Origin of the sequence: Planococcus salinus (genome assembly GCF_003719725.1) — a bacterium.
Classification (GTDB): domain Bacteria; phylum Bacillota; class Bacilli; order Bacillales_A; family Planococcaceae; genus Planococcus; species Planococcus salinus.
In genome coordinates, this window is record NZ_RIAX01000001.1 from 91,831 (window position 1) to 117,489 (window position 25,659).

Below are 25,659 nucleotides of genomic sequence, written 5' to 3' on the forward strand. Positions count from 1 at the left end.
AGTGTTAATTGATACTATTAAAGTATTAAGAATTAGGGAGGGAATTCTTTGTTGCTGGGGAAAAAACGTAAACTAGGCCGGAAAGTCGAAAATATCAATATTGGCGAAAAATTGCAGCTGACGGAAAAAATTGAAGACAAAGACCTTTTGCTTTATCTCGGTTTGACGAATGATGGCAATCCGCTCTATATTCAGCATGATTTTGCATCTCAAACGGCTTTTGAAAAGCCCGTGGTGCCGAATATTATGCTGACTGGTATTATTACATCGGCTGTTTCCAAATATTTACCAGGTCCCGGATCTTATGTGAACGAGCAACGATTAAAGTTCATCAAACCAGTTTTTCACTACGCAACCATTGATTTTTTGCTGGAAGTCGTTGAAGTGGATGCAAAAAACAACGAAGTGACAGTCCGTGTCGAAGCAAGGGATGAAGAGGAAGAACTGGTTATCGAAGGAGTGGTTGTCGCCAATCCACCTCAACTGATGGACCAGCTGACGACACAGGCAATGGATAATTTCTGAGGCAGTTTGGAATGGGGGTTTCAAACTGAATGTGGAGGCTGTTAAATGAGCAGGAAGATATTGATTATTGAAGATGAACATTCGATTGCCACGCTGTTGTCCTACAATTTGGAGCAGGCAGGTTATGAAACGATGGTTGCAAACGATGGCAAACAAGGGCATGACCTGGCTTTGTCCGAGAATCCGTCACTGATTGTGCTGGATTTGATGCTTCCTGGAATGGACGGAGTGGAAGTCTGTAAATCCTTGCGCCAGCAAAAGTGTTTTATACCGATCATCATGCTGACAGCGAAAGATGAAGAATTCGACAAAGTGCTGGGATTGGAACTTGGTGCGGATGATTATATGACAAAACCATTCAGTCCACGGGAAGTGGTGGCACGCATCAAAGCCGTTCTCAGAAGAGCGGATAATGCGGTGGCTCTCAAGGACGACCCATCGGCTCCGATCGTATTCGGAAATTTGAATGTATATCCTGACCGTTTTGAAGCGTTCCTCAACGGCGAAGCGATTGAATTTACTCCAAAAGAATTTGAACTTCTCGTTTATTTGATGGAAAATAAAAACCGGGTTTTGACCCGCGATCAGCTGTTGCGGGCCGTGTGGAAGTACGATTTTGCTGGAGATACACGAATTGTGGATGTCCACATCAGCCATCTAAGGGAAAAAATCGAAGAAAACAGCCGGAAACCGATGTATATTAAGACAATCCGGGGTCTTGGCTATAAATTCGAGGAGCCAAAAGCCGGATGAAATCATTTCGAAACCGGCTGCTTGTGACCATTCTCGGCTGGTTGGGAATGCTGTTGGCTGGACTTTTTACAGTGATTGGCCAGCTTTTTCCCATGTACGCGGAATCAGGCGGTCAAACAAGAGTCTGGCTGATACTGGGTTTGCTTTTTGCAGCAGCCATGTTATTTTCCGCTATTATTGGCCATCGAATCATCAAAATCCATTCGTTGCCCATTGAAAATGTCACAGAGACCGCTTTGGAACTGGTGAAAGGAAATTACCGTGCCAGAGCATATGAGTACAGCACGGGTGGTACTGTACAGCTCAGTTCGACCATCAATGTGCTGGCACGGAACTTACAGGAAATTACAGCAACCCGTGAAACCGAGCAGGAACGTCTGAAGACACTCATCGAAAACATGGGCAGCGCGCTTATCATGATTGATCGGCAAGGTACCGTTTCTTTGGTCAATAAAACATTTCTGGATGAATTCTCCTTGTCGGACCAGGTAACAGAAAACAAGTTCTACAAAGAAATTGACATTCCGCCAGTAGTGGAGAAGTTTATCGACCATGTTTTCATGACGGAGACATCGGCACGGGATCAAGTATCATTTGATGAACGTTTGAGCACCAAGCATTTGGACCTTTACGGAGCACCCGTCATCGGCAAACATGAACGGTGGCTGGGGATTGTCATCGTAGCCCATGATATCTCGGCATTAAAGAGGCTGGAACAAGTAAGAAAAGATTTTGTGGCGAACGTTTCACACGAATTAAAGACACCGGTCACTTCGATCAAAGGGTTCACGGAAACTTTGTTGGACGGAGCTTATAAAGACACACCGTCTTTGCTGGCGTTTCTGGAAATCATTCAGAAAGAAAGCAATCGCCTGGAAATGCTCATCAAGGATTTGCTCGATCTTTCCCGTGTGGAAAAAGCGGATTTTCAAGTGGAGGCAAAGCCGACTGATATGAAAAAAGTAATTGAACGGGCGGAAGAATTGGTTCGTCCGCGGTTGGAAGAAAAATCGATTCGGCTGGAAACTGAACTTGCATCTGTCATTGTTCAGGGCGACGCCAACCGATTGATTCAAGTGATGACCAATTTGCTGGTTAATGCCATTACATATTCTGCATCTGAGACGACAATTCGGGTCGATCTGTCTCAGCAGCAGAGCGAAGCAGTTGTACATGTGAAAGACCAGGGAATCGGGATAGAAGCTTCGGAAATCGACCGATTGTTTGAACGGTTTTATCGGGTTGATCGGGCACGCAGCCGGAATTCCGGGGGGACAGGCCTTGGGCTGTCGATTGTGAAGCATTTATTGGAGGCGCACCAAGGCCGTGTGGAAGTGGAAAGCGCAGTTGGCGTCGGGACCACATTCACTATTTATCTGCCTTTGGCGAAGTAATTTAGGAGGAAAGTATGGGAAATACACCGTTTTTGCCGATCATCATTGGAACGGATATTAACGCCTACAATATGGCGATTTCGTTCCACGAAGAGTATGGCATCCATCCGATTTTAATCGGAAAAGAACCATTATCATTTACATCCATGAGTACGATTCCGGAAACGATCGATTATCATTCCGGGCTGGCAGACTCTGAGCAGTTTGCAGAGATTATGCTGGGAGTTGCAGACAAATACAAAAATAGAGGGAAAACCTTGTTGTTGGTAGGAACCAACGATTTATATGTCCGTCTGATCATTGAAAACCAGGAAGTTTTGAAAAAACATTTCGTTTTCAATTACATCGATGAAGACTTGATGAACCAGTTGCAGGTGAAAGCGAATTTCTATGAATTATGCAGGCAGCATGGCATTGACACGCCAACCACTCATTTTTACGATTGTGCTTCAAACCTTCCATTCCAGGAACAGATGATGTACCCGGTCATTGTTAAGCCGAGCAATGGAATCGAATACAATAATCTTAAATTCGAAGGCCAGCAAAAGGTTTATAAAGTGGAAACGGAAGAGGAATTGCAGCAAGTGATTCGAACCATCGTCAGCAATGGTTACCGTGATGAACTGATCATCCAGGATTTTATCCCGGGGGACGATACTTACATGTGGGATTCTGTTGTTTATGCCAGTTCCAAAGGCAAAACGCAACTGGTGACATGGGCGCAAGTAGTGCTCCAGGAACACACGGTGACGGCGATCGGCAACTATACGTCGGTGATTACACGTTATGACGAAGATATGATGAAAAAACTGCAGCGTTTTCTTGAAGACGTCGGGTACCGGGGCTATGCCAATTTCGACTTGAAATACGATGAGCGGGACAAGAAATTCAAGGTTTTTGAAGTCAATATCCGGCAAGGGCGTTCGAGCTATTACATTACACCGCTCGGGCATAATCTGGCGAAAAACCTGGTGGATGATTTGATTTATAACATCGAAAAACCGGTGACTTATCTGAACGAAGAATTTTTGTTTACCGTAGTCCCCAAAATCGTGCTGCGTAAATTCGTGGACAACCTGGCAGTGCGCAAAGACATTAAACGGCTTTTGAAAAAAGGCCGCTATGCAAATCCGCTGTTTTATAAGAAAGACAAGCACAAAAAGCGAAAATTGTATTTATTCGCCCGGCAGGTAAATTACTACAAGAAATATAAAAACAATCAATGGTAATTTTACATGGCCTTCATATTGCCTTTACATTGGCTTGGTATAGTTATTAATGGAACCCCCACCAAGCGCAATAGATGAAAAAGAGCCCGAAAATTGGGCTCTTTTTCCTTTTTATGAAACTATTCTAAAATTATTCCGTATAGTAAGATATAGAATTTAAGGGGGAACAAGCATGACGACAAAAAAACTCATATCAGTAATCGGCCTATCGGTGGCCGGCATCCTTTTACTGGTCGCGGTCTTTACTTCATGGTATACCGTCGATGAATCCGAACAAGCGGTCATCATCACCTTTGGGGTCGCCAACGAAACAATCGCCGAACCAGGCCTGCATTTCAAATTGCCTTGGCCGATTCAAAAAGCGGAAACTCTTTCAAAAGAAACGTACAGCCTTCAATTTGGCTATGATCAAAACGAAGACGGTGAAATCATTACATATGATGAAGAAACAAAAATGATTACAGGGGATGAAAATATTGTCCTGACGGATCTGGTGGTGCAATGGAAAATCACTGATCCCGTAAAGTATTTATTCAACTCAGAAGCGCCCCGGGAAGTTCTCCATGATGCAACTTCCGCCTCGATCCGTTCCATTATCGGAAGTTCGCTGATCGATGACGCATTGACTTCCGGCAAAGCGGAAATCGAAGCTGAAACGAGAGACCTTCTGGCATCGTTGGTGGAAAAGTACGATATCGGAATTACGGTGCTGGCAGTGAAATTACAGGACGTCGAGTTGCCGAACGAAGAAGTGCGTGCCGCCTTCACCAATGTAACGGATGCGCGTGAAACGATGAATACAAAAATCAACGAAGCTCAGAAATACGAGAACCAGAAACGCAATGAAGCACTCGGTGAGAAATCTGCCATCAATTCACGGGCAGAAGGCCAAAAAGTGGCGCGCATCGAACAGGCACGGGGGGATGTGGCTTTGTTCGACAAGCTTTATGCAGAATACGAAGCAAATCCGGAAGTCACCAGACAACGGCTTGTAATGGAAACGCTGGAATCAGTATTGCCGAACGCCAAAATTTATATAATGAATGATGAAGGCGGAACGATGAAGTACCTGCCACTGGAAAGCATGCAATCAGTGGTGCCGCCGGCCGCAGAAACTGAAGAAGGAGGCGGAAACTGATGGAACCGAACAAACCGTTTCAGCAAGAGATAAAAACCAATCCCTGGGAAAATCCGAAAAAGAAAAAAGAACCGAAAGATCCGGTCAACTTTAAGAAATACTGGAAACTGATCACCGCTCTGGTGGTGATTCTCGCTGCCCTGCTGATTGTCTTAACGAATACATACGTGGTAAAAGAAAACGAATACCGCGTTGTGCGCCAATTTGGTGAAGTTGTAAAAATTCAGGAAGAACCGGGCATCAAGATGAAAATTCCGTTTATTCAAAGTGTAATGACTTTGCCGAAAAACCAAATGACTTATGACGTATCGGAAGCGGAAATCAATACGAAAGACAAAAAACGCATCATCATTGATAATTATGCTGTCTGGAGAGTGGTGGACCCTCAGGCGATGATCAGCAATGCCGCCACAATTGTCAATGCGGAATCACGGATGGAGGAATTCATCTATTCCGTAGTGCGCACGGAACTCGGGCAAATGAATTATGATGAAATCATCAACGATGAAAATTCATCACGGGGCAGCTTGAATGATAATGTCACTATGCAAGTGAACGAACTGCTCAGCAACGATCAATACGGCATTGAAGTGGTGGATGTCCGGATGAAACGTACTGATTTGCCGGCAGAAAACGAACAGTCGGTTTATACGCGGATGATTTCTGAGCGGGATTCAACCGCCCAGGATTATTTATCACAGGGAGATGCGAGGAAGAGGGAAATCGAAGCCCAGGCTGACAGGGAAGCACAGGAAGTGATTGCGACGGCCCGCAAAGAAGCCGCTTTAATCCAGGCGGAAGGCGAATCGGAAGCCGCGAAAATCTATAACCAGTCTTTTTCCAAAGACCCTGGCTTCTATGAATTATACCGCTCGCTGCAATCCTATACAAAAACAATTGGTGAAGATACGGTAATCATTCTGCCGTCCGATTCACCATATGCACGAATTCTGTCCGGTTATATGGAATAAGTCAGCGCCTTCATTTCTTTTCTTTTTGCCCGCGTGGTAAAATGAAAGGAATGAGGGCTTTTTAGTTTGAAAGGGGTAATTTTGTGGCGAAGAAGATACTTTTATTGGATGGAAACAGTTTGGCGTATCGGGCGTTTTTTGCGCTTCCGTTACTGACGAATGAACACGGCATCCATACAAATGCTGTATATGGTTTTACGATGATGCTCCAAAGAATTCTGGAGGAAGAAAATCCGACTCATATGATGGTGGCATTTGATGCCGGGAAGACGACTTTCCGGCATGAAACCTTCAGCGAATACAAAGGTGGACGGCAAAAGACGCCACCCGAGCTATCGGAGCAGTTTCCGTATTTGCGTAAACTCATTGATGCTTACCGGATCAAGCGCTATGAGTTGGATAATTACGAAGCGGATGACATCATTGGCACTTTGAGTCTTGAAGCGGAACGGGCGGGAGATGAAGTGGTCGTCATTTCCGGAGACAAAGACATGACACAACTGGTGTCACCTTCGACCACTGTTTATATTACACGCAAAGGAATCACCGACATCGAAAAGTACACCGTGGATCATGTGCGTGAAAAATATGGTCTGTCACCGCTGCAGATCATTGACATGAAAGGCTTGATGGGCGACTCCTCAGATAATATCCCGGGGGTTCCGGGAGTCGGTGAGAAAACGGCACTGAAGCTGCTGGCAGCTCATGGTTCTGTAGAAGGAGTTTACGAAGCCATCGACCAGCAAAAAGGAAAACTAAAAGAAAAACTGGTGGCCAATGAAGAGCTGGCTCATATCAGCAAGAAGTTGGCAACAATTGAACGCAATGCCCCCATCGACATTTCGCTGGAAGAATTGGCATATGATGGCCCTGACCAGGACGAACTTGTGAAGGTTTGGCATGAACTGGCATTCAAAACGCTTCTTGAGAAAATGGACTACACGGCAGAACAGACAGAAAAAGAGGAAATGAAGTTCCAAGTACTCGAACACGTTGATTCGTCCATTTTGGAAGATGAAATGGCGGTTCATCTGGAATTGTACGATGAACATTACCACACATGTGAATTGCTGGGGGTTTCATTGGCGACAGCTGCAAAGACGTATGTCATCCCGATGAGCGTCGTGGAACAATCAGAAGAATTCCGGGCCTGGTTCCGGGATCCATCCAAAAAGAAATACATGTCGGATTCCAAAGCGTCCACCGCTGCCTTTTACCGCTGTGGGATTGAACTCAATGGAGTTGAATTCGATCTGATGCTGGGTGCTTATATCGTCAATCCGTCCCTTACCTACACGGATCTGTCGAACATTGTCCGGGAGTATGGCTATACAGATGTGGCAACGGATGAACAGATTTATGGCAAGGGAGCTAAAAAATCGGTCCCGGCTGAAGAAGTGTTGCATGAACACATCGCAAGAAAAGCGCGGACGATTTGGACGGTGCGGCCGGTAGTGCTGAAAAAGCTGGAAGACAACGAACAATTCGATTTGTATTACCATTTGGAATTGCCGCTGGCCACCATCCTTGGAGCAATGGAATCGCTTGGTGTAAAAGTGGACAAGGACCAATTGGCGAATATGGGAAAAGAACTGGCTGAAAAACTGGCTGAAATTGAGAAAAACATCTATTGGATAGCCGGACAGGAATTTAACATCAATTCACCAAAGCAACTGGGCGTCGTACTGTTCGAAAATCTGGGTCTGCCGGTTCTGAAAAAGACCAAGACCGGCTATTCGACAGCTGCCGATGTTTTGGAGAAACTGGAAGGCCAGCATGAGATTATTTCCCACATCCTGCTGTACCGCCAGCTCGGTAAATTGCTGTCGACTTATATAGAAGGTTTATTGAAGGAAATCCATGAGGATGGCAAAGTGCATACGCGTTTCCAGCAGGCATTGACGACAACAGGACGCCTGAGTTCGACCAATCCGAACCTGCAGAACATTCCGGTGCGGCTGGAGGAAGGGCGCAAAATCCGCAAAGCCTTTGTGCCATCTGAAGAAAACTGGTTGATGGTGGCAGCGGATTATTCACAGATCGAGTTGCGCGTGCTGGCCCATATGTCAGAAGATGAGCGATTGGTTGAGGCTTTCAAGAATGATTTGGACATTCATACGGCGACTGCGATGGATGTGTTCCATGTTGAGGCGGAAGAAGTGACAGGGGACATGCGCCGTGCAGCCAAAGCAGTCAATTTCGGTATCGTCTATGGCATCAGTGATTATGGGTTGTCGCAAAACCTGAACATCACGAGAAAAGAAGCTGCGGCTTTTATCGACCGTTATTTTGTCAGCTTTCCGGGTGTCCGGAAGTACATGGATGATACTGTACAGTCAGCTAAGAAAGATGGCTTCGTCACCACCATCATGAAGCGCAGAAGATATCTGCCCGATATTACAAGCTCGAACTTCAATTTGCGCAGTTTTGCGGAACGCACGGCCATGAACACACCCATTCAGGGAAGCGCAGCCGACATCATCAAAAAAGCGATGATCGATATGGCTGATGCTCTGGAGCGGGAAGGCATGCAGACGCGGATGCTTTTGCAGGTGCATGATGAACTGATTTTTGAAGCACCGCAGGACGAATTGGAAAAACTGAAAACGCTGGTTCCCCAAGTGATGGAGTCGGCGGTCACATTGAATGTTCCTTTGAAAGTTGATTTTGCTTTCGGAGATACGTGGTTTGATACGAAATGATAAGGGGGAGTACCGGTGCCTGAACTTCCGGAAGTGGAAGGCGTCGTCCGGATGATCCGTCCATTGGCGATCGGGAAGAAAATCCGTGATGTCCATGTTTCGGAAACGGTTCGTTTGTCCAAAACAAATGGCAAAGAAGCGATCATCAAGAAAATGGAGGCGGACCGGTTTATCGAAAGTTTGACCGGTGCGCAAATCATCCGTGTGGAACGGCGCAGCAAGTATATTTATTTTACAATGAAGAAAGACGATGAATTTCTCCTGGTCAATCACCTGGGAATGTCAGGGGCGTGGTTTTATGTGGACCGGCTGATGTCGATACAGGAAGAAAAATTCCGTCGCCACGTCCATGTCCTGTTGACTTTGAATGATGGAAACCTGCTGGCCTTTTCGGATATCCGCCGGTTTGGGGAGATGCGTGTGCTACAGGAGGAAGCGGATTATCCGCCGCTTCTTCTGATGGCACCTGAACCCTTTGACAATAAGGCGCTGGAGCATTTTCTTGCAATGGCGGAAAGCCCTAAGTACAAAGCGAAGCCGATCAAAGAAGTGATTATGGATGGGCAAGTGATTTCCGGCTGCGGGAATATCTATGCAACGGAAGCGCTGTATCAAATGAAGATCCATCCAAATCGGTCAGCCGGCCGCATCAGCAGGAAGCGGAAAATTGAATTATTTGAAACGATTGTGTCGATTTTGCTGGAAAGCATTGATGCGGGCGGCAGCACGATTTCGGACTACCGGAATATTAATGGAGAGTCAGGAAGCATGCAGAACCGTTTTGGGATGTATGGGAAAAAACAATGCATCGGCTGCGGCAGCGCAACCAAAACCTTAAAAATCGGCGGCAGGACTTCGGTTTACTGTCCGAAATGCCAGAAGTGAGGGAAAACGATGATTATCGGTCTAACAGGGAGCATAGCGAGTGGAAAAAGTACAGTATCCAAAATGCTGGCGGATTTGGGTTATCCGATTGTTGATGCGGATCTCGTGGCCAGACAAGTAGTAGAGCCGGGAAGTGACACGTTACAGCAGATCGTTTCAGTATTCGGTGAAGAAGTGCTGCATGAGAATGGGACCCTTAACCGCCCGAAACTTGGTGAGTTGATCTTTAACGATCCAGCGAGCCGGAAGCGCCTGAATGATGTCATTCATCCGGCGATTCGAAAAGAGATGATCAGGCAGCGCGATCACTATGTTCAGCAAGGTTTCGATATCGTCATTATGGATATCCCTTTGCTGTTTGAAAGCAAACTGAAGCATTTCGTCGATAAAATTCTGGTTGTCAGCGTGACAGAGGAAAATCAACTGCAGCGCCTGATGGAGCGCAACGGCTTATCGGAAAAAGAAGCGCGCGCCAGAATTTCATCGCAATTGCCGATGTCGTTAAAGGAAGAAGGCGCCGATGCGGTCATCTACAATAATGGCACGATAGAAGAAACTTCCCACCAATTGCGTCATATACTGGAACAATGGCACACGGATATGGGGAAACTTTAGAGTTTCCGTTGCTTTTTAAGGTTCTTTATTATCCAGATTGTGTTATACTATATATCGAATTGAAAATAAAAGTATAACTTATTTAATGGAGGATTCTTATATGACAGTTTCTATTGCGATTAATGGTTTTGGCCGCATTGGCCGTATGGTATTCAGACAGGCGATTTTAATGGATGATGTAACAATTACTGCTGTGAATGCAAGTTATCCGCCTGAAACCTTAGCACATTTGATTAAGTATGACACAAACCACGGCGCTTTCGCCGGTGAAGTTTCTACTGAAGAAGATGCTCTGATTGTAAATGGCAAACGTGTTCAATTGGTAAGTGAACGGGATCCTTTAAAACTTCCATGGAAAGAAATGAACATAGATATCGTAATCGAAGCGACAGGCAAATTTAATTCGCGTGACAAAGCGGCTCTTCATTTGGAAGCCGGTGCCAAAAAAGTCATTTTGACTGCACCCGGGAAAAACGAAGATGTCACAATCGTCATGGGTGTCAACGACGGGAAATTGGATCTTGAAAAACATGAGATCATTTCAAACGCCAGCTGCACCACGAACTGCCTGGCACCAGTTGCGAAAGTGCTGAATGATTCGTTCGGCATCGAAAATGGATTGATGACAACGGTACATTCCTACACGAATGACCAGAAAAACCTGGACAACCCTCATAAAGATCTGCGCAGAGCCCGCGCCTGTGCACAATCGATCATTCCGACTTCTACAGGAGCTGCGAAAGCATTGTCGCTCGTATTGCCGGAATTGCAGGGGAAACTTCATGGCATGGCATTGCGCGTCCCAACGCCGAACGTATCCCTGGTGGACCTTGTCGTTGACTTGAAACAGGACGTAACAGCTGAAGAAGTGAACGAAGCGTTCGTCAAAGCCTCGGAAGAAGGATTGAATGGAATTTTAAGCCTGACCATGGAACCGCTTGTTTCAGTCGATTTCAATACGAACTCTTTGTCGGCGATTGTAGACGGTTTATCAACAATGGTCATCGGAGACCGCAAAGTGAAAGTCCTTGCCTGGTATGACAATGAGTGGGGTTATTCTGCACGCGTTGTCGATTTGACGAAAAAAGTTGCTGCAGGCATGACATCGAACATACTTTAACAACACCGCCTTTCCCGCTAATGGGGAAGGCGTTTTTTCATGCTTAAAGCGCAGGGTTTTTCAGAGAGCGGTTTTGTGCAACAGCGGAAAGGAAAGAGGTTGAACAAGTAGAGAAGACGATCATAAAAAATTACCGAATTAAATTGATTGCATTTCGTATTAATCCATCATATACTATTATTCGTAACTTGTTTCGAAGTTGCCGTCTTCATCATTTCCAAGCCAAAACTGAGAACTGAGCGGAAGATATATTATTCACATGACTGCTTAAAGGGTTAGGACCTCTCTGGACTAACTTTCCCCCGTGGTAGTCAACTTTGAATATTTTGCGCAGTAACACAAAATGATATCAAAGGGGGAAAACGAACCATGGAAACAATGGGACGTCACGTAATTGCAGAACTATGGGAGTGTAATTTTGACAAATTAAACGATATGGATTTTATCGAGAAAACTTTTGTTGATGCAGCACTCAAAGCTGGCGCAGAGATTCGCGAAGTTGCTTTTCACAAATTCGCACCGCAAGGCGTAAGCGGCGTAGTGATTATTTCTGAATCGCATTTGACAATCCACAGCTTTCCGGAGCATGGCTATGCAAGCATCGATGTATATACTTGCGGCGATCTGGATCCAACAGTCGCAGCTGATTATATTGCTGAATCGCTTGACTCGCAAACACGCGAAGTTGTCGAAGTGCCACGTGGCATGGGACCGGTCAGTGTTGGGAAATCCAAAGTATCGGTAACTGCATAAATAAATGAACTTAAAATCAAGGAAGCAGGGGAGAAATCCTCTGCTTTTTCTATTTACCATTAAAAATTTTGTTATACTGGAAACAACAGATAGAAAGTTTGGAGAGATGATAAAATGAAATGTCCGGCTTGCCAGCATAACGGAACGCGTGTAGTGGATTCGCGTCCAGTAGATGAATTGAAATCAATCAGAAGACGGAGAGAATGCGAGGCCTGCGGATATCGGTTTACTACTTTTGAAAAAGTGGAAGAAATGCCGCTGATTGTTGTGAAAAAAGACGGCTCCCGCGAGGAATTCAGCCGGGAAAAAGTGCTGCGCGGTTTGATCCGGGCATGTGAAAAGCGTCCGGTACCGTTGGAAGTACTCGAAGAAGTCGTTTTTGACATTGAAAAAGATCTTCGCCGCACAGGCAATGCTGAAGTCAAGTCGGAAGAGGTCGGCGAATTGGTCATGGACCGATTGGCGGGCATTGACGAAGTGGCTTATGTGCGTTTCGCTTCTGTTTACCGCCAATTCAAAGACATCACCGTATTCATCGATGAATTGAAAGATTTATTAAAGAAGAATCCGGATGACAAGAGACCCGAGTAAGGCGGTGACATCAACCAATGCTATATAAAGAATTACAGCCGGCGGATTCTTTTAAAATCCGTCTGCCTTATCCATTTTCGGATTACGATCGCCGGCTGCTGACTTTTCTGTACCAGCCAATGATCGGTGCGGAAGCGACCGCTTTTTATTTGACGTTATGGGCTGAAGGCGAAGAGATGATTGAGGAAACAAGCCACTATACGTTAATGAATATTCTGGGTGTGCCGATTGCCAAAATTTTTGAATCCCGGATCCAGCTTGAAGCGATCGGCTTGATGAAGACGTACCGGAAAGATGCTGAAAACCGCTCTTTCATCTATGAATTATGTCCGCCCCTTGATCCGAAAACCTTCTTTATGGACCCTTTGCTATCCATGTTTTTATTCAGCAAAATCGGGGAACCGGCTTATCGGCGTGTTCGTGACCGTTTTCTCATCCAACCCGATTCTCAGGAAGGCTATGAGGAAGTATCGCGGACTTTTACAGATATTTATCAGCCGGTGCACGCAAAAGCGGGGTATCCGAATGAGCAGAAGACCCTGCAGGAGCGGCACCGGAAAACATATCCGGCAGAATTCGATTTTGATTTTGATCTGCTGCGTCAAAGTTTGTCGGAACAACTGGTGCCCCGGCGTGTCTTGACCGCCACCATCAAAGACAATATCGAAAAACTGGCATTCTTGTACAGTTGGGGCCCATTGGAAATGCAGAAGGTTATTTTACTGGCGATCGACGATGATTATAAACTGACTGTGGAAAGCCTCAAAAAAGCGGCGTCGGAATACTACAAACTGACTGTGGCGACGACGGCCCCTCAGCTTGTCCAGTCGCAGCAGAAAGAGCCGGTGAAAAAGAAGGAAACGCCGAAAAACAAGGAAGACGAATTGATCCAGTATCTGGAGTCAACGCCGCCTGTTGAAGTACTTCGGGATATCGCGGGTGGCAAAGAACCGCTGACGGCTGATGTCCAATTGGCCAATCAACTCGTCATGCAGCATGGCATGGAGCCTGCCGTGGTGAATGTATTGCTGCAATACGTCATGCTTCGGACTGATATGAAGCTGACGAAGGCATATGCTGAAAAAATCGCTTCCCATTGGATCCGGAAAAAAGTGACCACTGCAAAGGAAGCGATGGATCTGGCCCGTACAGAGCATGCTCAATATGTAAAGTGGAAATCAGAAGGCTCGCCTTCTTCATCAAGGGCTTCCGGTCAATCTTCCCGAAAGCCGGTCAGAGAAGAAAAACTGCCGGAATGGTTCTATACAAAAGATGAGGTTCCGGATGCCAAAGCGGAGCCGAAAAACGAAAGCCTGGAAGTGGAAAAACAAAAGCTTCTCGCAAAACTGGCGATGAAGAAAGGGAAAGGTGATTATTGATGGAGCCGATCCGTGAAACAATGAAGCGCGTTGTGAACGCACCGGATTTTGCGGCGCGTTACAACGACGCTCGAAAAGAAGTATTGGAACATCCCGGTGTCCAATCATTCCTGGAAGAGCATGCCGATGAAATCAACAAAGAAATCGTGGACAAAGGCATGGTCAAATTATATGAGTTCATCGAGCAGTCACATGACTGCAACAAATGCCCGAACCTCGGAGGGTGCATCAACTATTTGAAAGGGTTCGAACCCAATCTGGTGCTTCAACGGGGAAGTATAGGCATTGAATACACAAAATGCAGATTGAAGACCGACCATGACAATAAGCGCCATGCTTCTTCGATGATCCACAGCATGTATATGCCGAAAGAAGTGATGCAGGCTACACTTTCCGGATTTGAGCCCGATGACAGCCGCATGGAAGCTTTCAGTGCTGTTGTATCCTATCTGGACCAAGCTACAGGTCCTGACAATCTGCCTGAAAAAGGCCTGTTCCTTTACGGCAAATTCGGTGTCGGCAAATCTTTTCTTTTAAGTGCGATGGCCAATGAATTGGCTGAAATGAATGTTAAAACAGTGCTGGTCTTTGTTCCGGAATTCATGAGAGAAATGAAACAGGCAATAGGAGATCATACATTACAGGAAAAAATTGATTACGTGAAAAAAGCGGATGTGCTGATGCTGGATGACATCGGGGCGGAAGCGATGTCGAGCTGGACCCGTGACGAAGTGCTGGGAACGATCCTCCATTACCGGATGGCTGAAAGGTTGCCGACTTTCATGACGTCGAATTTCAGCTACTCTGAACTGCAGCATCATTTGACGTATTCGCAGCGTGGCGAGAAAGAGGATTTGAAAGCGGCACGAGTGATGGAACGCATCCGTGCGTTGACAAACCCGGTCAGGCTGGATGGCCGCAACCGCAGAAATTGAATCAGAAAAGCGCAAGCGCCCGTTTAGCCCCGACAAGCGCTGGAGGACTTGAAAGTAATGGCGTTTTGGCCATTGCTGGCAAGACCGAAGTGACTCGAGGGGCTGGGTACTGGCGTCTGGGCATGGAATATCCAAACTGCAAAATCCTTGCAAATGTAAAGAACTATAATTTCGTATTCTAAAAGAAGACTGTTGCGTTTTTCCAGCAATCAGCGTAAAATTGAGTCGAAATAGGAAATGAAATGCGTTGACGAGGACAACAGTGGATTTGTACGACTTTCAGAGAAGGAAGCCTTGGCTGAAAGCTTCCCAAGTAACGGCAAAACACTTACCCCCTTCGAGCAGCGGTTGCGAATAAGCCCAGTAGCAATCGACGGAACCGGCCCGTTAGCCGATGCAGAGCTTCGTTTTGAATAGGACCCGTCCGTTCAAAACAGAAGAAGGGTGGAACCACGAACAGAGCTTCGTCCCTTTTGGGATGGAGCTTTTTTGCGTTGAAGAAAAGAAAAGCGGAAATGGTCGTTTTGCCCCGGCAGGCGTAAGACGATCTGGCGAAGCGGCATATTTACAGCCGCACAGCCAGAGTGGCTTACGACCCGAGGGGCAGACCATTGGAGCTGGAAAAGAAAAGCGGAAATGGTCGTTTTGCTCCGACAGGCGTAAGACGATCTGGCGAAGCGGTATGTTTTCAGCCGCACAGCCAGAGTGGCTTACGACCCGAGGGGCAGACCATTGGAGCTGGACAAGAAAAGCGGAAATGGTCGTTTTGCCCCGGCAGGCGTAAGACGATCTGGCGAAGCGGCATATTTTCAGCCGCCCAGCCAGAGTGGCTTACGACCCGAGGGGCAGACCATTGGAGCTGGACAAGAAAAGCGGAAATGGTCGTTCAGTCCCTGTGAACCCAAGCGTTTCTATCAAACAGAAAGAGGAGAGATTGGCATGGCAGAAATGATTCAACTAACATTCCCTGATGGGGCGGTAAAAGAGTTTGAGCAAGGAACAACAACAGAAGAAATTGCACAATCGATCAGCCCGGGATTGCGCAAAAAAGCACTTGCAGGAAAGCTGGGAGACAAGCTGGTCGACTTGCGTGCACCGCTGACAGAGGACGGGGAGGTTGCCATCATTACACCCGAATCCGATGAAGCCCTCGAGATTTTGCGCCACAGTTCAGCACATTTACTGGCGCAAGCGGTCAAGCGGCTGTACCCTGATGCGAAGTTTGGCGTAGGGCCTGTTATCGAGAACGGTTTTTATTACGATATCGATACGGAGCAGCCGATCACTTCCGAAGATCTTCCGGTAATAGAAAAAGAAATGAAAAAAATCATCAATGAAAACCTGGAAATCGTCCGGCAAGACGTCTCCCGTGCCGAAGCACAGGAACGCTTTGCGGCGATTGGCGATCCATATAAACTGGAACTTCTGGAAGCCATTCCGGAAGATGAGCAAGTGTCGATTTATGAACAAGGGGAATTTTTTGATTTATGCCGCGGCATCCATGTACCTTCCACAAGCAAGCTGAAGGAATTTAAATTACTGAGTGTGGCGGGGGCTTATTGGAGAGGCGACAGTGACAATAAAATGCTGCAGCGCATCTACGGCACAGCGTTCTTTAAAAAAGAAGACTTAAAAGCCCATCTTGCTATGCTTGAAGAAGCAAAAGAGCGCGATCACCGCAAAATCGGAAAAGAATTGAATTTATTCATGAACTCCCAAAAAGTCGGTCAGGGACTGCCGATGTGGCTGCCAAAAGGCGCTACAATTCGCCGTATCATCGAGCGATACATTGTGGACAAAGAAGAACGCCTTGGCTATGACCATGTCTACACACCGGTTATGGGAAGTGTCGATCTGTATAAGACAAGCGGCCACTGGGATCATTACCAGGAAGATATGTTCCCGGTGATGAGCATGGACAATGAAGACCTTGTACTTCGTCCGATGAACTGTCCGCATCACATGATGATTTTTAAACAGGGCATTCATTCGTATCGTCAAATGCCGGTGCGAATTGCGGAATTGGGGCTGATGCACCGTTACGAAATGTCGGGTGCGTTGTCCGGTCTCCAGCGTGTCCGTGGCATGACATTGAACGATGCCCACCTGTTCGTGCGCCCTGATCAGATCAAAGAAGAATTTATCCGTGTGGTTAATCTGGTCATCGATGTCTATAAGGATTTTGATATCAATGATTATTCGTTCCGCCTGTCTTACCGTGATCCGGAAGACAAAGAAAAGTATTTCGATGACGACGCAATGTGGGACCGTGCTCAAAAGATGCTGAAAGAAGCGATGGACGATCTCGACGTCGATTACGTGGAAGTGGAAGGCGAAGCGGCGTTTTATGGTCCGAAACTGGACGTCCAGGTGAAAACGGCTTTGGGCAAAGAAGAGACATTGTCAACTGTGCAGCTGGATTTCCTGCTGCCTGAACGCTTTGATCTTTCGTATATTGGAGAAGATGGCAAGCAGCATCGTCCTGTCGTCATCCACCGGGGCGTCGTGTCGACAATGGAACGTTTTGTCGCTTTCCTGATCGAAGAATACAAAGGTGCATTCCCGACCTGGCTGGCTCCTGTGCAAGTGGAAGTAATTCCGGTATCATTGGACGTCCACAGTGATTATGCAAAAGAAATACAGGAAAAACTGCAGGGCCAGAAAATCCGCGTGGATATTGACGAACGCGATGAGAAACTTGGCTATAAAATCCGTGAAGCACAAATGCAGAAAGTGCCTTATATGCTGGTGCTGGGGGATAAAGAAATGGAAGACGGCTCGGTCAATGTCCGCAAATACGGGGAACAGAAGTCGGAAAGTATGCCGTTTGACGACTTCCTGAAACAGATCCAAAGCGAACTTCGCTAAACTGGTTGACATCGCCATGAGAGCATGCTACTATGGATAAGGTTATAGAATACTTATATGTGGTTAAGCAGGAGCGCCCGCTTCTCACCTGATCGACCGATTGTTGGCAGGTATTACACGATTGACTTTTTCGCGCACCGGCGCGTTGTCATACTTTGCGGGCGGACCTGTGTGGTCCGCCCGCTTTTGTTTTGGATCGGAACCTGCACACCGGATCATCCGGTTCGTACATTTAAGATATTCGCGACACTATTCGGAGGTGGATTAATATTAGCAAAGACATCAATGTAAACGAAGGTATTCGTGCACGTGAGCTAAGAGTTATTGATCAAAACGGTGAACAGCTCGGCATTAAATCGCGTAACGAAGCACTTGATATTGCAGCTCGTGTCAATCTGGATCTTGTTCTTGTGGCTCCTCAGGCTAAGCCACCGGTCGCACGTATCATGGACCATGGTAAATTCAAGTTTGAGCAGCAGAAGAAAGATCGTGAGATTCGCAAAAATCAAAAAGTCATCAACATCAAAGAGGTTCGCTTGAGCCCGGGAATTGATGACCATGATTTCAATACGAAGCTTCGCAATGCGATCAAGTTCCTTGAAAAAGGCGACAAAGTAAAAGCATCAATCCGTTTCAAAGGCCGTGCGATCACGCACAAAGAAATCGGACAACGCGTCCTTGAACGCTTTGCACAAGAGTGTAAGGATGTCGCGACGGTTGAACAGCGCCCGAAAATGGATGGCCGCAGTATGTTCTTAATGCTCGCGCCAATCAAAGAAAAAGAATAAAAGATCAGATCAATGTTTAGGAGGAACTCGAAATGCCGAAAATGAAAAGCCATAGCGGTGCATCAAAACGTTTCAAGAAAACTGGAACTGGTAAAGTAAAACGCAACCGTTCACACACAAGCCACTTATTCGCAAACAAATCAACCAAGCAAAAGCGTCACCTTCGCAAAGGGAAGCTCGTTTCTGCAGGCGATTTGAAGCGCATCAAATCTTTGATTTACAACATGAAGTAAGAAACGAAAAGCGGAAACGGCCGTTCAGCTCCGACAGACTTAAGCTGAACTTCCAAAGCGGCGCTTTTTGCCGCACAGGAGCGAAAAGCGGAGGTGCCTGTTCAGCTCTGAAAGGCATAAGGCAGACCAGCGAAGTGGCGTTTTTTGCCACGCAGCTGGGCAGACTTATGATCCGAAGAGCTAGGCACCGGAGACTGGACAAGGGCAGCTTACGTCCGAGGAGTTGGCCGTTGGAGCTAGACAGTATCGAACAGCGGAGGCGCCCGTCGAGATTCTGAGCGCTGAAGTTTGACCAAAAACAAAAAATCGAATGTACTTATATTCACCAGGAGGTAATGAATTATGCCACGCGTAAAAGGCGGAACAGTGACGCGCCAGCGTCGTAAAAAGGTCATAAAATTAGCTAAAGGATATTATGGTGCCAAGCACATCCTTTTCAAAGTAGCAAACCAGCAAGTGATGAAGTCAGGTAACTATGCTTACCGTGACCGTCGCAACAAAAAACGTGATTTCCGTAAATTATGGATTACTCGTATCAACGCAGCTGCTCGTATGAACGACATTTCATACAGCCGTCTAATGCACGGTTTGAAAGTTGCCGGCATCGACATCAACCGCAAAATGTTGGCTGAAATCGCTGTATCGGATGCAGCAGCATTCACAGCTTTGGTTGACCAAGCGAAAAAAGCAGTAGCTAAATAATAGAAAATAAAAGACTGACGAGAAATCGTCAGTCTTTTTTAATGGAGGAATTTTATGTTTATGGTCATCAGCGGTTATTTTATGATATTGTCCATCATGGCTTTTGCTATGATGAAGATCGACAAACGGCAGGCGCAACGGCGCGGGCAACGCATTCCGGAAAAGAATTTATGGGCAGCTGCGCTGCTCGGGGGTGGCATTGGTGCCTATGCCGGTATGATGACATTCCGGCATAAAACCAGGCGCGCCAAGTTCCGTATCGGTTTTCTGCTGCTCGCCGCCATCGATACTGCCTTATGGGTTTGGAGTTATCAGACATTCGGCCAAGAGTGAGATTCACTCTTGGTCTTTCATCAATTGCTCAATCGGATTTTTCCAGCTGATCTTGGCGTTCGGGTAATTCATCGCAATTTCTTTTTGGAGAAAATAAAAATCTTCTTTCGTAAAACCTTGCAGTTTATGGGGGTCATGGGCCCATACAAAAATGGAAACCACTTCAAAAGCTTCCTCGGTCGTCCCTAAGTATTTTTCACCTTCAAACACCACACCCCGCATCGTGATGAAGAAATTTTTGCGAACGTTGGTTACATCGTCAAAAAAGTAGTATGTTCCTTCTTCTACCGCTGCATCAAACTTTCGCTTAGGATCGAGAACATATCGGATCAATCGGTAAAATAAATAAAATATCAGTGCAATCACCAACAGGCGAATGAAAAAAGCCACATAAATCCCTCCCTATTCCAGTCCTTCTCCTTTATAATACGGATAGCCAATACTTTGGTTTCAAGATTTTATTGGAAAGGAGATTTTTTTTATGAATTTAACAAAATTGTTTGACATGCAAAAAGAACTGGATCGTTTCATCCAATCCAAGCAGGGCCTTGAAGGGGATTTATTTCGCCAGAAAGGGCTCGCATTATTGGTGGAGCTCGCGGAACTCGCCAATGAAACACGCTGTTTCAAATTTTGGAGCACCAAAGGACCTTCTGAGCGTTCGGTGATTTTGGAAGAATACGTCGACTCGATTCATTTCCTGTTGTCATTGGGGATTGAGAGCAATTTGAATATGCTTGAAGAGTGGCCGGACCCGGCACCGGAAGAGGACTTGACGGAACTGTTCTTGAAAACCCAGCAAGTCATCCATCAATTTCTGGACAGTCATTCGATGTCCGATTACCAGGCAGTCTGGAGCTGGTATGGAGCAATTGCAGCGCAGCTGGATTTCTCCTATGACGATGTGCTGGATGCCTATCTGGAGAAAAACCAAAAAAATTACGATCGCCAAAGAGAAGGTTATTGATCAACAGTTGGAATTTTTTGATAAGAAAAGCTGTTTCCTTTATAATGAAGCAGTAGATATAGTTAGGAGGACGAAATAATGACGAAGATGGACGACACGATGAAGATGCTGAAAGAACTGACGGATGCAAACGGGATTCCGGGCAATGAACGCCAGTCCCGCGAAGTGATGAAAAAATACATAGCTCCTTTTGCCGACTCGGTGGAAACCGACGGACTGGGAAGTTTGATAGCCAAAAAAGAAGGGCAGGCAGACGGACCGAAAATCATGGTCGCCGGCCACTTGGATGAAATCGGCTTTATGATTACAAAAATCGACGACAAAGGCTTTTTGAAGTTCCAGACGGTCGGTGGCTGGTGGAATCAGGTCATGCTGGCACAGCGCGTCACCATTACCACACGGAGCGGCGACGAAATCACCGGCGTTATCGGTTCAAAGCCGCCGCATATCCTGTCAGCGGAAGCGCGCAAGAAGCCGGTGGAAATCAAAGACATGTTCATCGACATCGGTGCTTCCTCGCGCGAAGAAGCCGAATCATGGGGCGTTACGCCAGGTGATATGGTGACACCGTATTTCGAATTCACGGTCATGAACAACGACAAATTGATGATGGCTAAAGCTTGGGATAACCGCATCGGATGTGCCATTGCCATCGATGTGATGAAAGCATTAAAAGGGGAAGACCATCCGAACGTTGTATTTGGTGTCGGTGTCGTGCAGGAAGAAGTGGGTCTTCGCGGTGCCAAGACGGCCGCTTCCAAAATCCAGCCGGATATCGGATTTGCAGTGGACGTTGGCGTGGCCGGTGACACACCGGGCATCACCTCCAACGAATCGAACAGCAAAATGGGCGATGGCCCACAAATCCTGGTTTACGACGCTTCCATGGTGTCTCACAGAGGCTTGCGTGAACTTGTTGTGGACACGGCCGAAGAAGCAGGCATCCCTTACCAGTTTGAAGCGATCGCAGGCGGCGGAACCGATGCCGGCTCTATTCACTTGACGGCGAACGGCGTACCGTCTCTCGCAATCGGCGTCGCTACACGCTACATCCATTCACACGCGGGCATCCTGCACCGCGACGACTACGAAAACGCCGTGAAATTGATTGTCCAGGTGATCAAGAAGCTGGACCGTGACACAGTGGCTCGTATCACGTTTGAATAATATTTGAAAACCCTCGCTGCGGCGGGGGTTTTTTGTGCGTTGGATTGTTTTCTGCAAATAAACCAACGAATTCTGCAAGTAAACTCCGGTTTTCTGCAAATAAACCACCGGATTCTGCAAGAAACCGCCGCTATTCCGCAAACAAAGCGAAACGACTTTTTCCGTTGCGTAAAATTAGACAGAAATTCTTAGGAAGAAGTAAAAAGAAGGGTGCAGCGTGCTATACTTCAATTATTCCAATAGGAGGTGTTGAATGAATAAAAAAGAAATAGCGCTGCTGACGGAAACAGAATCGCTGGAGAGGTTATTATACCGATTGCCAAAAAATCATTCGCAACGGAGATTTCTTGAGGCTGAATTATACAGAAGTGCTGCAGGGGAGCGGGGAGAAGACCGGTTAAGACGGAAATTTATCGAATTTGATTTTGAGGAAAGTTATCGGATCTTACGCAATGTTAGTTTGTCCATGGGCGATTGGAAAGTGCAGATAGATGGATTGCTGCTGACAAACCGGGGCGTTATTATTGTCGAATCCAAAAATATCAGCGGCCAACTTCATTTTGACGAGAAAACCGGTGAGTTTTCAAGAATTGATAGGGAAGGCGGCAAAGCCGTAATGGAAGATCCCACAAGTCAATTGAACAAGCATATCCGCTTTCTTACAAAGTTCTTCAGGATGAAGAATATCGACTTTAATGTTGACGGTCTAGTGGTTTTTACCTCAAAACAATGCGAGTTTTTAACAAAGCCGCCCCATAATTATGTTTGCAAAACCTATCAAATGGTCGATTATCTGCACTATATACTTCAAACTTTCCCCCAAAGTGCCAGCCATTCCAATTTGCCGGACACCGTAGAACTCCTTCAAAAACACCAAACTCCTTTTAAGCGGCAACCGCTATGTCAGCGATATTTTATTGCTTCTGATGAATTACAGATGGGCATTTTATGTACGTACTGCAAAGCCCATCGCATCATCCGCAAACATAAAACCGGCTGGCTTTGTGAAGCGTGCCACACGATTGACGATCAGGCTTTTCAATGTGCTGTCCAGGAATATTTTTCATTGATCGATAGGAATTTAACCAATAAAAGGCTTCGGGAATTTTGCAATATCGAATCGCCTTATACCGCTTCGCGGCTGTTGGCCACATTTGACTTTGCCGTTTCGGGAGCTATGCGGAATCGCACTTACCAATTACAGAATAAAGAATGAGCTTTTCGCCCACTGCGAAAGGCTTTTTTGATGATTCTGCAAGTAAACTATCGGATTCTGCAAATAAACACCGGTTTTCTGCAAATAACCGCCGCGATTCTGCAAACAACGATGAAAAATCCGCAAACAATCGCCATCCTTTACTAGGAAGTAGAATTTTTAATACATAAAAAGTTAAGAAAACTTGACCTAATGTTAAGAATACTGTACATTATGTTATATAAACCGAACATCACATAAGGAGAGGCGGATGCCGATGCTGAAGAACCGTGTGAAGGAAATGCGTGCCCGATATAGCCTGACGCAAAGTGAGCTGGGAAAGCAAGTGGCCGTTACGCGGCAGACAATTGCGTTTATTGAAAAAGGGGAATTCTCCCCTTCGGTTACGCTGGCGCTGAAACTGGCAAAGGCACTGCAGACGGATATCGATGAATTATTCTGGCTGGAAGGAGAGGACGACAATGAAAAATGATTTCCGCTTGCGTTATCCTTTATGGAATATGGCTTTTATTTTGGTGCTTGGCGTGATGGCGATCGGTTTGAATTCACGTTTCGTCGATGTTACCAAAACAGAAAACAGTTTGACGATCAACGCGCAGGCTTTCGATGGAGCCATCGTATTCGGATCGCTTCTGCTATACTTAGTATTGATCACAATTTATCTGTCTCAATTAAAAGCTTACAATGCTAAAAATCCAGACAGCAAAATCTCCCCATTCGCCATACGCCCTCCTGAATACATGGAAGAAGACGAAGGAATGACATTTATCACGAGGAAAGCGGTGCAGAAAGTCTATACGTTCTTCACGTGGGCATTGCCGACTTTGGCCCTCATCCTTCTATTTTTTCCACTTCCGAGACTCTATATTATATGGGGAATTTTAGCCGTTTCGTTTGGCCAGTATTTCATTTACTATCTCGAAATCCGTAAACATTTCAAGGAGGAAACAGAATGATTTATGAATACATCCTCGTTTTTCTCGGCGCTGCCATTCCGTGGTTTGAAATTGCGCTGGTCATTCCACTCGGCATTGTTTGGGGCTTGTCGCCGTTTTGGGTCATGGTGGTGGCGTTTGTCGGCAATATGCTGACGGTGCTGGCATTAATCATCGGTTTTGACCGATTCAAAGACTGGTACAACAAGCGCCAGGAGAAAAAAGGGAAAGCGAAAGACAAGAAAAGCGAGCGGGCAAAAAATATATGGAATAAATACGGCTTGCCCGGCCTCGCCATGCTCGGTCCGATTTTGATCGGCACGCATATTGCCGCGTTTATCGGGATGACACTTGGCGCAACGAAAAAGAACACGACCGTCTGGCTCACCATCAGCATCGCTGTTTGGACGTTGGCGTTCGGCGTCCTGACCGCCATGGGCTTCGACTTTTTCACGAGAAACCTGTGAGCTGTGCTATACTTGAACCAATCTGAAATAAAGGCGTGAACGATATATGAAAAGAATTGAATCGACACAGAACTCGCTCGTCAAACATTGGAAAAAGCTGGTGACGACCCGGAAAGAACGTGACAAATTCTCTGAATTTCTGGTGGAAGGGTTTCATTTGACGGAAGAGGCCTTAAAAGAAAAAGCGCTCGTCAAATCATTGATTGTCCGGGAAGGCGTCGATATTCCCGAAGAGTGGGATGTGGCAGAAGTTCCTCATTATTCCGTGACCGCGCAAGTGGCAAAGGAAATTTCCGAAACCGAGCACTCGCAAGGGATTTTCGCCCATTGCGCACAGCCGGAATTCACCGAAGAAGAGCAGCAGCGCTGGAGCACACTGCTGTTGATCGATGCCGTACAGGATCCCGGCAACATCGGCACCATGATTCGCACAGCTTCGGCGAGCGGCGTTGACGCGGTTATTTTAGGAAAAGGCTGCGCCGATCCGTTTAATCCAAAAACGGTGCGTTCGGCACAAGGGTCCCATTTCCAGATTCCTGTCGTCAAAGGTGATCTGCGGGACTGGACCGATCAGTTGAAAAGCCGCAACATCCCAATCTTCGGAACGGCTTTAACGAACGCCACACCCGTCCATGAAACCGAAGCGCAGGAAAACTTCGCTTTGATCGTCGGCAATGAAGGAAGCGGCGTCGATCCACAACTATTGCAGAAAACCGATCAGAATTTGGTGATCCCTTTATATGGAAGCGCAGAGTCACTGAACGTCGCTGTGGCCACAGGGATTTTGCTGTACGGACTGGTTCCAAAAAGTAAAGTTGAATAAACGCAGAAACTTTCGTATAATAATCTAGTATAAGTTGAGCTAATAATCTTTAGTAGTCGATATTCCGCAAAACAGCTCCGCTTGCCTGGGGGCTCGCGCTGAGCTAACTCGGGCTTAACGCCCGAGTGGATCTCACCACTTCGCTTGGTCCCCTGGGCGTCTTCGCTGTT

27 protein-coding genes are annotated in these 25,659 nt (G+C 46.4%); 26 read left to right on the top strand and 1 reads right to left on the bottom strand.

From position 1 onward, the window contains the following. The first annotated feature begins 48 nt into the window (after positions 1 to 48). The 19 genes from EEX84_RS00430 to EEX84_RS00525 all read left to right on the top strand — a co-directional run bounded on the left by EEX84_RS00430 (position 49) and on the right by EEX84_RS00525 (position 19,914). Complete coding sequence (locus tag EEX84_RS00430; protein WP_123163606.1) at positions 49 to 525, top strand: MaoC/PaaZ C-terminal domain-containing protein; 477 nt, start codon at positions 49 to 51, stop codon at positions 523 to 525. 45 nt (positions 526 to 570) lie between these two features. Next, entirely contained in the window at positions 571 to 1,278 is a 708-nt protein-coding gene (locus tag EEX84_RS00435; RefSeq protein ID WP_123163607.1) for a response regulator transcription factor, read from the top strand. Next, complete coding sequence (gene pnpS, locus EEX84_RS00440; RefSeq protein ID WP_123163608.1) at positions 1,275 to 2,672, top strand: two-component system histidine kinase PnpS; 1,398 nt, start codon at positions 1,275 to 1,277, stop codon at positions 2,670 to 2,672. The genes EEX84_RS00435 and pnpS overlap by 4 nt, the downstream gene beginning before the upstream one ends. A gap of 14 nt (positions 2,673 to 2,686) precedes the next feature. Next, the gene (locus tag EEX84_RS00445; RefSeq protein WP_123163609.1) at positions 2,687 to 3,901 is read left to right on the top strand and encodes a carboxylate--amine ligase; all 1,215 of its coding nucleotides are present in this window, start codon (positions 2,687 to 2,689) and stop codon (positions 3,899 to 3,901) included. Between the two features lie 172 nt (positions 3,902 to 4,073). Continuing rightward, positions 4,074 to 5,039 carry an FtsH protease activity modulator HflK gene (gene hflK, locus EEX84_RS00450; protein WP_123163610.1) on the top strand — a complete coding sequence of 322 codons (966 nt, stop codon included), beginning with the start codon at positions 4,074 to 4,076 and terminating at the stop codon, positions 5,037 to 5,039. Then, positions 5,039 to 6,010 (top strand): protease modulator HflC, encoded by a 972-nt coding sequence (hflC, locus tag EEX84_RS00455; RefSeq protein WP_123163611.1) that lies wholly within the window; start codon positions 5,039 to 5,041, stop codon positions 6,008 to 6,010. Before hflK ends, hflC begins: the two co-directional genes overlap by 1 nt. 83 nt (positions 6,011 to 6,093) lie before the next feature. Next, positions 6,094 to 8,712 (top strand): DNA polymerase I, encoded by a 2,619-nt coding sequence (gene polA / locus EEX84_RS00460; protein WP_123163612.1) that lies wholly within the window; start codon positions 6,094 to 6,096, stop codon positions 8,710 to 8,712. Positions 8,713 to 8,727: 15 nt separating this feature from the next. Next, a complete protein-coding gene (gene mutM / locus EEX84_RS00465) occupies positions 8,728 to 9,597 on the top strand; it encodes a bifunctional DNA-formamidopyrimidine glycosylase/DNA-(apurinic or apyrimidinic site) lyase (RefSeq protein WP_123163613.1) in 870 nt (289 codons plus the stop codon). 9 nt (positions 9,598 to 9,606) lie between these two features. Next, entirely contained in the window at positions 9,607 to 10,212 is a 606-nt protein-coding gene (gene coaE / locus EEX84_RS00470; RefSeq protein WP_123163614.1) for a dephospho-CoA kinase, read from the top strand. Between the two features lie 100 nt (positions 10,213 to 10,312). Continuing rightward, complete coding sequence (locus tag EEX84_RS00475; protein ID WP_123163615.1) at positions 10,313 to 11,332, top strand: glyceraldehyde-3-phosphate dehydrogenase; 1,020 nt, start codon at positions 10,313 to 10,315, stop codon at positions 11,330 to 11,332. A gap of 369 nt (positions 11,333 to 11,701) precedes the next feature. After that, a complete protein-coding gene (gene speD, locus EEX84_RS00480) occupies positions 11,702 to 12,085 on the top strand; it encodes an adenosylmethionine decarboxylase (protein WP_123163616.1) in 384 nt (127 codons plus the stop codon). Between the two features lie 114 nt (positions 12,086 to 12,199). Next, on the top strand, positions 12,200 to 12,676 hold the full coding sequence (nrdR, locus tag EEX84_RS00485) for a transcriptional regulator NrdR (RefSeq protein WP_123163617.1): 477 nt from the start codon (positions 12,200 to 12,202) through the stop codon (positions 12,674 to 12,676). A 17-nt stretch (positions 12,677 to 12,693) separates the two neighbouring features. Continuing rightward, complete coding sequence (locus EEX84_RS00490) at positions 12,694 to 14,055, top strand: replication initiation and membrane attachment family protein (RefSeq protein WP_123163618.1); 1,362 nt, start codon at positions 12,694 to 12,696, stop codon at positions 14,053 to 14,055. Next, positions 14,055 to 14,990 carry a primosomal protein DnaI gene (gene dnaI / locus EEX84_RS00495; RefSeq protein ID WP_123163619.1) on the top strand — a complete coding sequence of 312 codons (936 nt, stop codon included), beginning with the start codon at positions 14,055 to 14,057 and terminating at the stop codon, positions 14,988 to 14,990. Before EEX84_RS00490 ends, dnaI begins: the two co-directional genes overlap by 1 nt. A 939-nt stretch (positions 14,991 to 15,929) precedes the next feature. Then, on the top strand, positions 15,930 to 17,858 hold the full coding sequence (gene thrS / locus EEX84_RS00505) for a threonine--tRNA ligase (RefSeq protein WP_123163621.1): 1,929 nt from the start codon (positions 15,930 to 15,932) through the stop codon (positions 17,856 to 17,858). A 281-nt stretch (positions 17,859 to 18,139) separates the two neighbouring features. Further along, positions 18,140 to 18,646, top strand: coding sequence for a translation initiation factor IF-3 (gene infC / locus EEX84_RS00510; RefSeq protein WP_123163622.1), 507 nt, complete (start codon positions 18,140 to 18,142; stop codon positions 18,644 to 18,646). Positions 18,647 to 18,678: 32 nt separating this feature from the next. Further along, the gene (gene rpmI, locus EEX84_RS00515) at positions 18,679 to 18,879 is read left to right on the top strand and encodes a 50S ribosomal protein L35 (RefSeq protein WP_123163623.1); all 201 of its coding nucleotides are present in this window, start codon (positions 18,679 to 18,681) and stop codon (positions 18,877 to 18,879) included. Between the two features lie 342 nt (positions 18,880 to 19,221). Next, entirely contained in the window at positions 19,222 to 19,581 is a 360-nt protein-coding gene (gene rplT, locus EEX84_RS00520; RefSeq protein WP_123163624.1) for a 50S ribosomal protein L20, read from the top strand. 54 nt (positions 19,582 to 19,635) lie between these two features. Next, positions 19,636 to 19,914, top strand: coding sequence for a DUF1294 domain-containing protein (locus tag EEX84_RS00525; protein WP_123163625.1), 279 nt, complete (start codon positions 19,636 to 19,638; stop codon positions 19,912 to 19,914). A gap of 3 nt (positions 19,915 to 19,917) precedes the next feature. On the opposite strand, the gene EEX84_RS00530 is transcribed toward EEX84_RS00525, so the two are convergent. After that, complete coding sequence (locus EEX84_RS00530) at positions 19,918 to 20,304, bottom strand: sigma-w pathway protein ysdB (protein WP_123163626.1); 387 nt, start codon at positions 20,302 to 20,304, stop codon at positions 19,918 to 19,920. 91 nt (positions 20,305 to 20,395) lie between these two features. Between EEX84_RS00530 and EEX84_RS00535 the strand changes: the two genes are divergently transcribed. From EEX84_RS00535 to EEX84_RS00565, 7 genes are all read left to right on the top strand, one after another. Beyond that, entirely contained in the window at positions 20,396 to 20,881 is a 486-nt protein-coding gene (locus EEX84_RS00535) for a dUTP diphosphatase (protein ID WP_123163627.1), read from the top strand. 78 nt (positions 20,882 to 20,959) lie between these two features. Next, a complete protein-coding gene (locus EEX84_RS00540) occupies positions 20,960 to 22,048 on the top strand; it encodes a M42 family metallopeptidase (RefSeq protein ID WP_123163628.1) in 1,089 nt (362 codons plus the stop codon). A 253-nt stretch (positions 22,049 to 22,301) separates the two neighbouring features. Continuing rightward, positions 22,302 to 23,264: a nuclease-related domain-containing protein gene (locus EEX84_RS00545; protein ID WP_123163629.1), complete on the top strand. Its 963-nt coding sequence runs from the start codon at positions 22,302 to 22,304 to the stop codon at positions 23,262 to 23,264. A 256-nt stretch (positions 23,265 to 23,520) separates the two neighbouring features. Further along, positions 23,521 to 23,736: a helix-turn-helix transcriptional regulator gene (locus EEX84_RS00550; protein ID WP_123164020.1), complete on the top strand. Its 216-nt coding sequence runs from the start codon at positions 23,521 to 23,523 to the stop codon at positions 23,734 to 23,736. Then, positions 23,726 to 24,220 carry a hypothetical protein gene (locus EEX84_RS00555; protein ID WP_123163630.1) on the top strand — a complete coding sequence of 165 codons (495 nt, stop codon included), beginning with the start codon at positions 23,726 to 23,728 and terminating at the stop codon, positions 24,218 to 24,220. The genes EEX84_RS00550 and EEX84_RS00555 overlap by 11 nt, the downstream gene beginning before the upstream one ends. Beyond that, positions 24,217 to 24,666: a small multi-drug export protein gene (locus tag EEX84_RS00560; RefSeq protein ID WP_123163631.1), complete on the top strand. Its 450-nt coding sequence runs from the start codon at positions 24,217 to 24,219 to the stop codon at positions 24,664 to 24,666. Before EEX84_RS00555 ends, EEX84_RS00560 begins: the two co-directional genes overlap by 4 nt. A gap of 46 nt (positions 24,667 to 24,712) precedes the next feature. Further along, positions 24,713 to 25,489 carry a TrmH family RNA methyltransferase gene (locus tag EEX84_RS00565; protein WP_123163632.1) on the top strand — a complete coding sequence of 259 codons (777 nt, stop codon included), beginning with the start codon at positions 24,713 to 24,715 and terminating at the stop codon, positions 25,487 to 25,489. Positions 25,490 to 25,659: the final 170 nt, after the last annotated feature.

What these genes read in the sequence shown, in the direction of transcription:
- EEX84_RS00435 (WP_123163607.1), top strand. Translation starts at nt 571, where the DNA reads ATGAGCAGGAAGATATTGATTATTGAAGATGAACATTCGATTGCCACG.
- pnpS (WP_123163608.1), top strand. Translation starts at nt 1,275, where the DNA reads ATGAAATCATTTCGAAACCGGCTGCTTGTGACCATTCTCGGCTGGTTG.
- EEX84_RS00445 (WP_123163609.1), top strand. Translation starts at nt 2,687, where the DNA reads ATGGGAAATACACCGTTTTTGCCGATCATCATTGGAACGGATATTAAC.
- hflK (WP_123163610.1), top strand. Translation starts at nt 4,074, where the DNA reads ATGACGACAAAAAAACTCATATCAGTAATCGGCCTATCGGTGGCCGGC.
- hflC (WP_123163611.1), top strand. Translation starts at nt 5,039, where the DNA reads ATGGAACCGAACAAACCGTTTCAGCAAGAGATAAAAACCAATCCCTGG.
- coaE (WP_123163614.1), top strand. Translation starts at nt 9,607, where the DNA reads ATGATTATCGGTCTAACAGGGAGCATAGCGAGTGGAAAAAGTACAGTA.
- EEX84_RS00475 (WP_123163615.1), top strand. Translation starts at nt 10,313, where the DNA reads ATGACAGTTTCTATTGCGATTAATGGTTTTGGCCGCATTGGCCGTATG.
- speD (WP_123163616.1), top strand. Translation starts at nt 11,702, where the DNA reads ATGGAAACAATGGGACGTCACGTAATTGCAGAACTATGGGAGTGTAAT.
- nrdR (WP_123163617.1), top strand. Translation starts at nt 12,200, where the DNA reads ATGAAATGTCCGGCTTGCCAGCATAACGGAACGCGTGTAGTGGATTCG.
- EEX84_RS00490 (WP_123163618.1), top strand. Translation starts at nt 12,694, where the DNA reads ATGCTATATAAAGAATTACAGCCGGCGGATTCTTTTAAAATCCGTCTG.
- dnaI (WP_123163619.1), top strand. Translation starts at nt 14,055, where the DNA reads ATGGAGCCGATCCGTGAAACAATGAAGCGCGTTGTGAACGCACCGGAT.
- thrS (WP_123163621.1), top strand. Translation starts at nt 15,930, where the DNA reads ATGGCAGAAATGATTCAACTAACATTCCCTGATGGGGCGGTAAAAGAG.
- rpmI (WP_123163623.1), top strand. Translation starts at nt 18,679, where the DNA reads ATGCCGAAAATGAAAAGCCATAGCGGTGCATCAAAACGTTTCAAGAAA.
- rplT (WP_123163624.1), top strand. Translation starts at nt 19,222, where the DNA reads ATGCCACGCGTAAAAGGCGGAACAGTGACGCGCCAGCGTCGTAAAAAG.
- EEX84_RS00525 (WP_123163625.1), top strand. Translation starts at nt 19,636, where the DNA reads ATGTTTATGGTCATCAGCGGTTATTTTATGATATTGTCCATCATGGCT.
- EEX84_RS00535 (WP_123163627.1), top strand. Translation starts at nt 20,396, where the DNA reads ATGAATTTAACAAAATTGTTTGACATGCAAAAAGAACTGGATCGTTTC.
- EEX84_RS00540 (WP_123163628.1), top strand. Translation starts at nt 20,960, where the DNA reads ATGACGAAGATGGACGACACGATGAAGATGCTGAAAGAACTGACGGAT.
- EEX84_RS00545 (WP_123163629.1), top strand. Translation starts at nt 22,302, where the DNA reads ATGAATAAAAAAGAAATAGCGCTGCTGACGGAAACAGAATCGCTGGAG.
- EEX84_RS00550 (WP_123164020.1), top strand. Translation starts at nt 23,521, where the DNA reads ATGCTGAAGAACCGTGTGAAGGAAATGCGTGCCCGATATAGCCTGACG.
- EEX84_RS00555 (WP_123163630.1), top strand. Translation starts at nt 23,726, where the DNA reads ATGAAAAATGATTTCCGCTTGCGTTATCCTTTATGGAATATGGCTTTT.
- EEX84_RS00560 (WP_123163631.1), top strand. Translation starts at nt 24,217, where the DNA reads ATGATTTATGAATACATCCTCGTTTTTCTCGGCGCTGCCATTCCGTGG.
- EEX84_RS00565 (WP_123163632.1), top strand. Translation starts at nt 24,713, where the DNA reads ATGAAAAGAATTGAATCGACACAGAACTCGCTCGTCAAACATTGGAAA.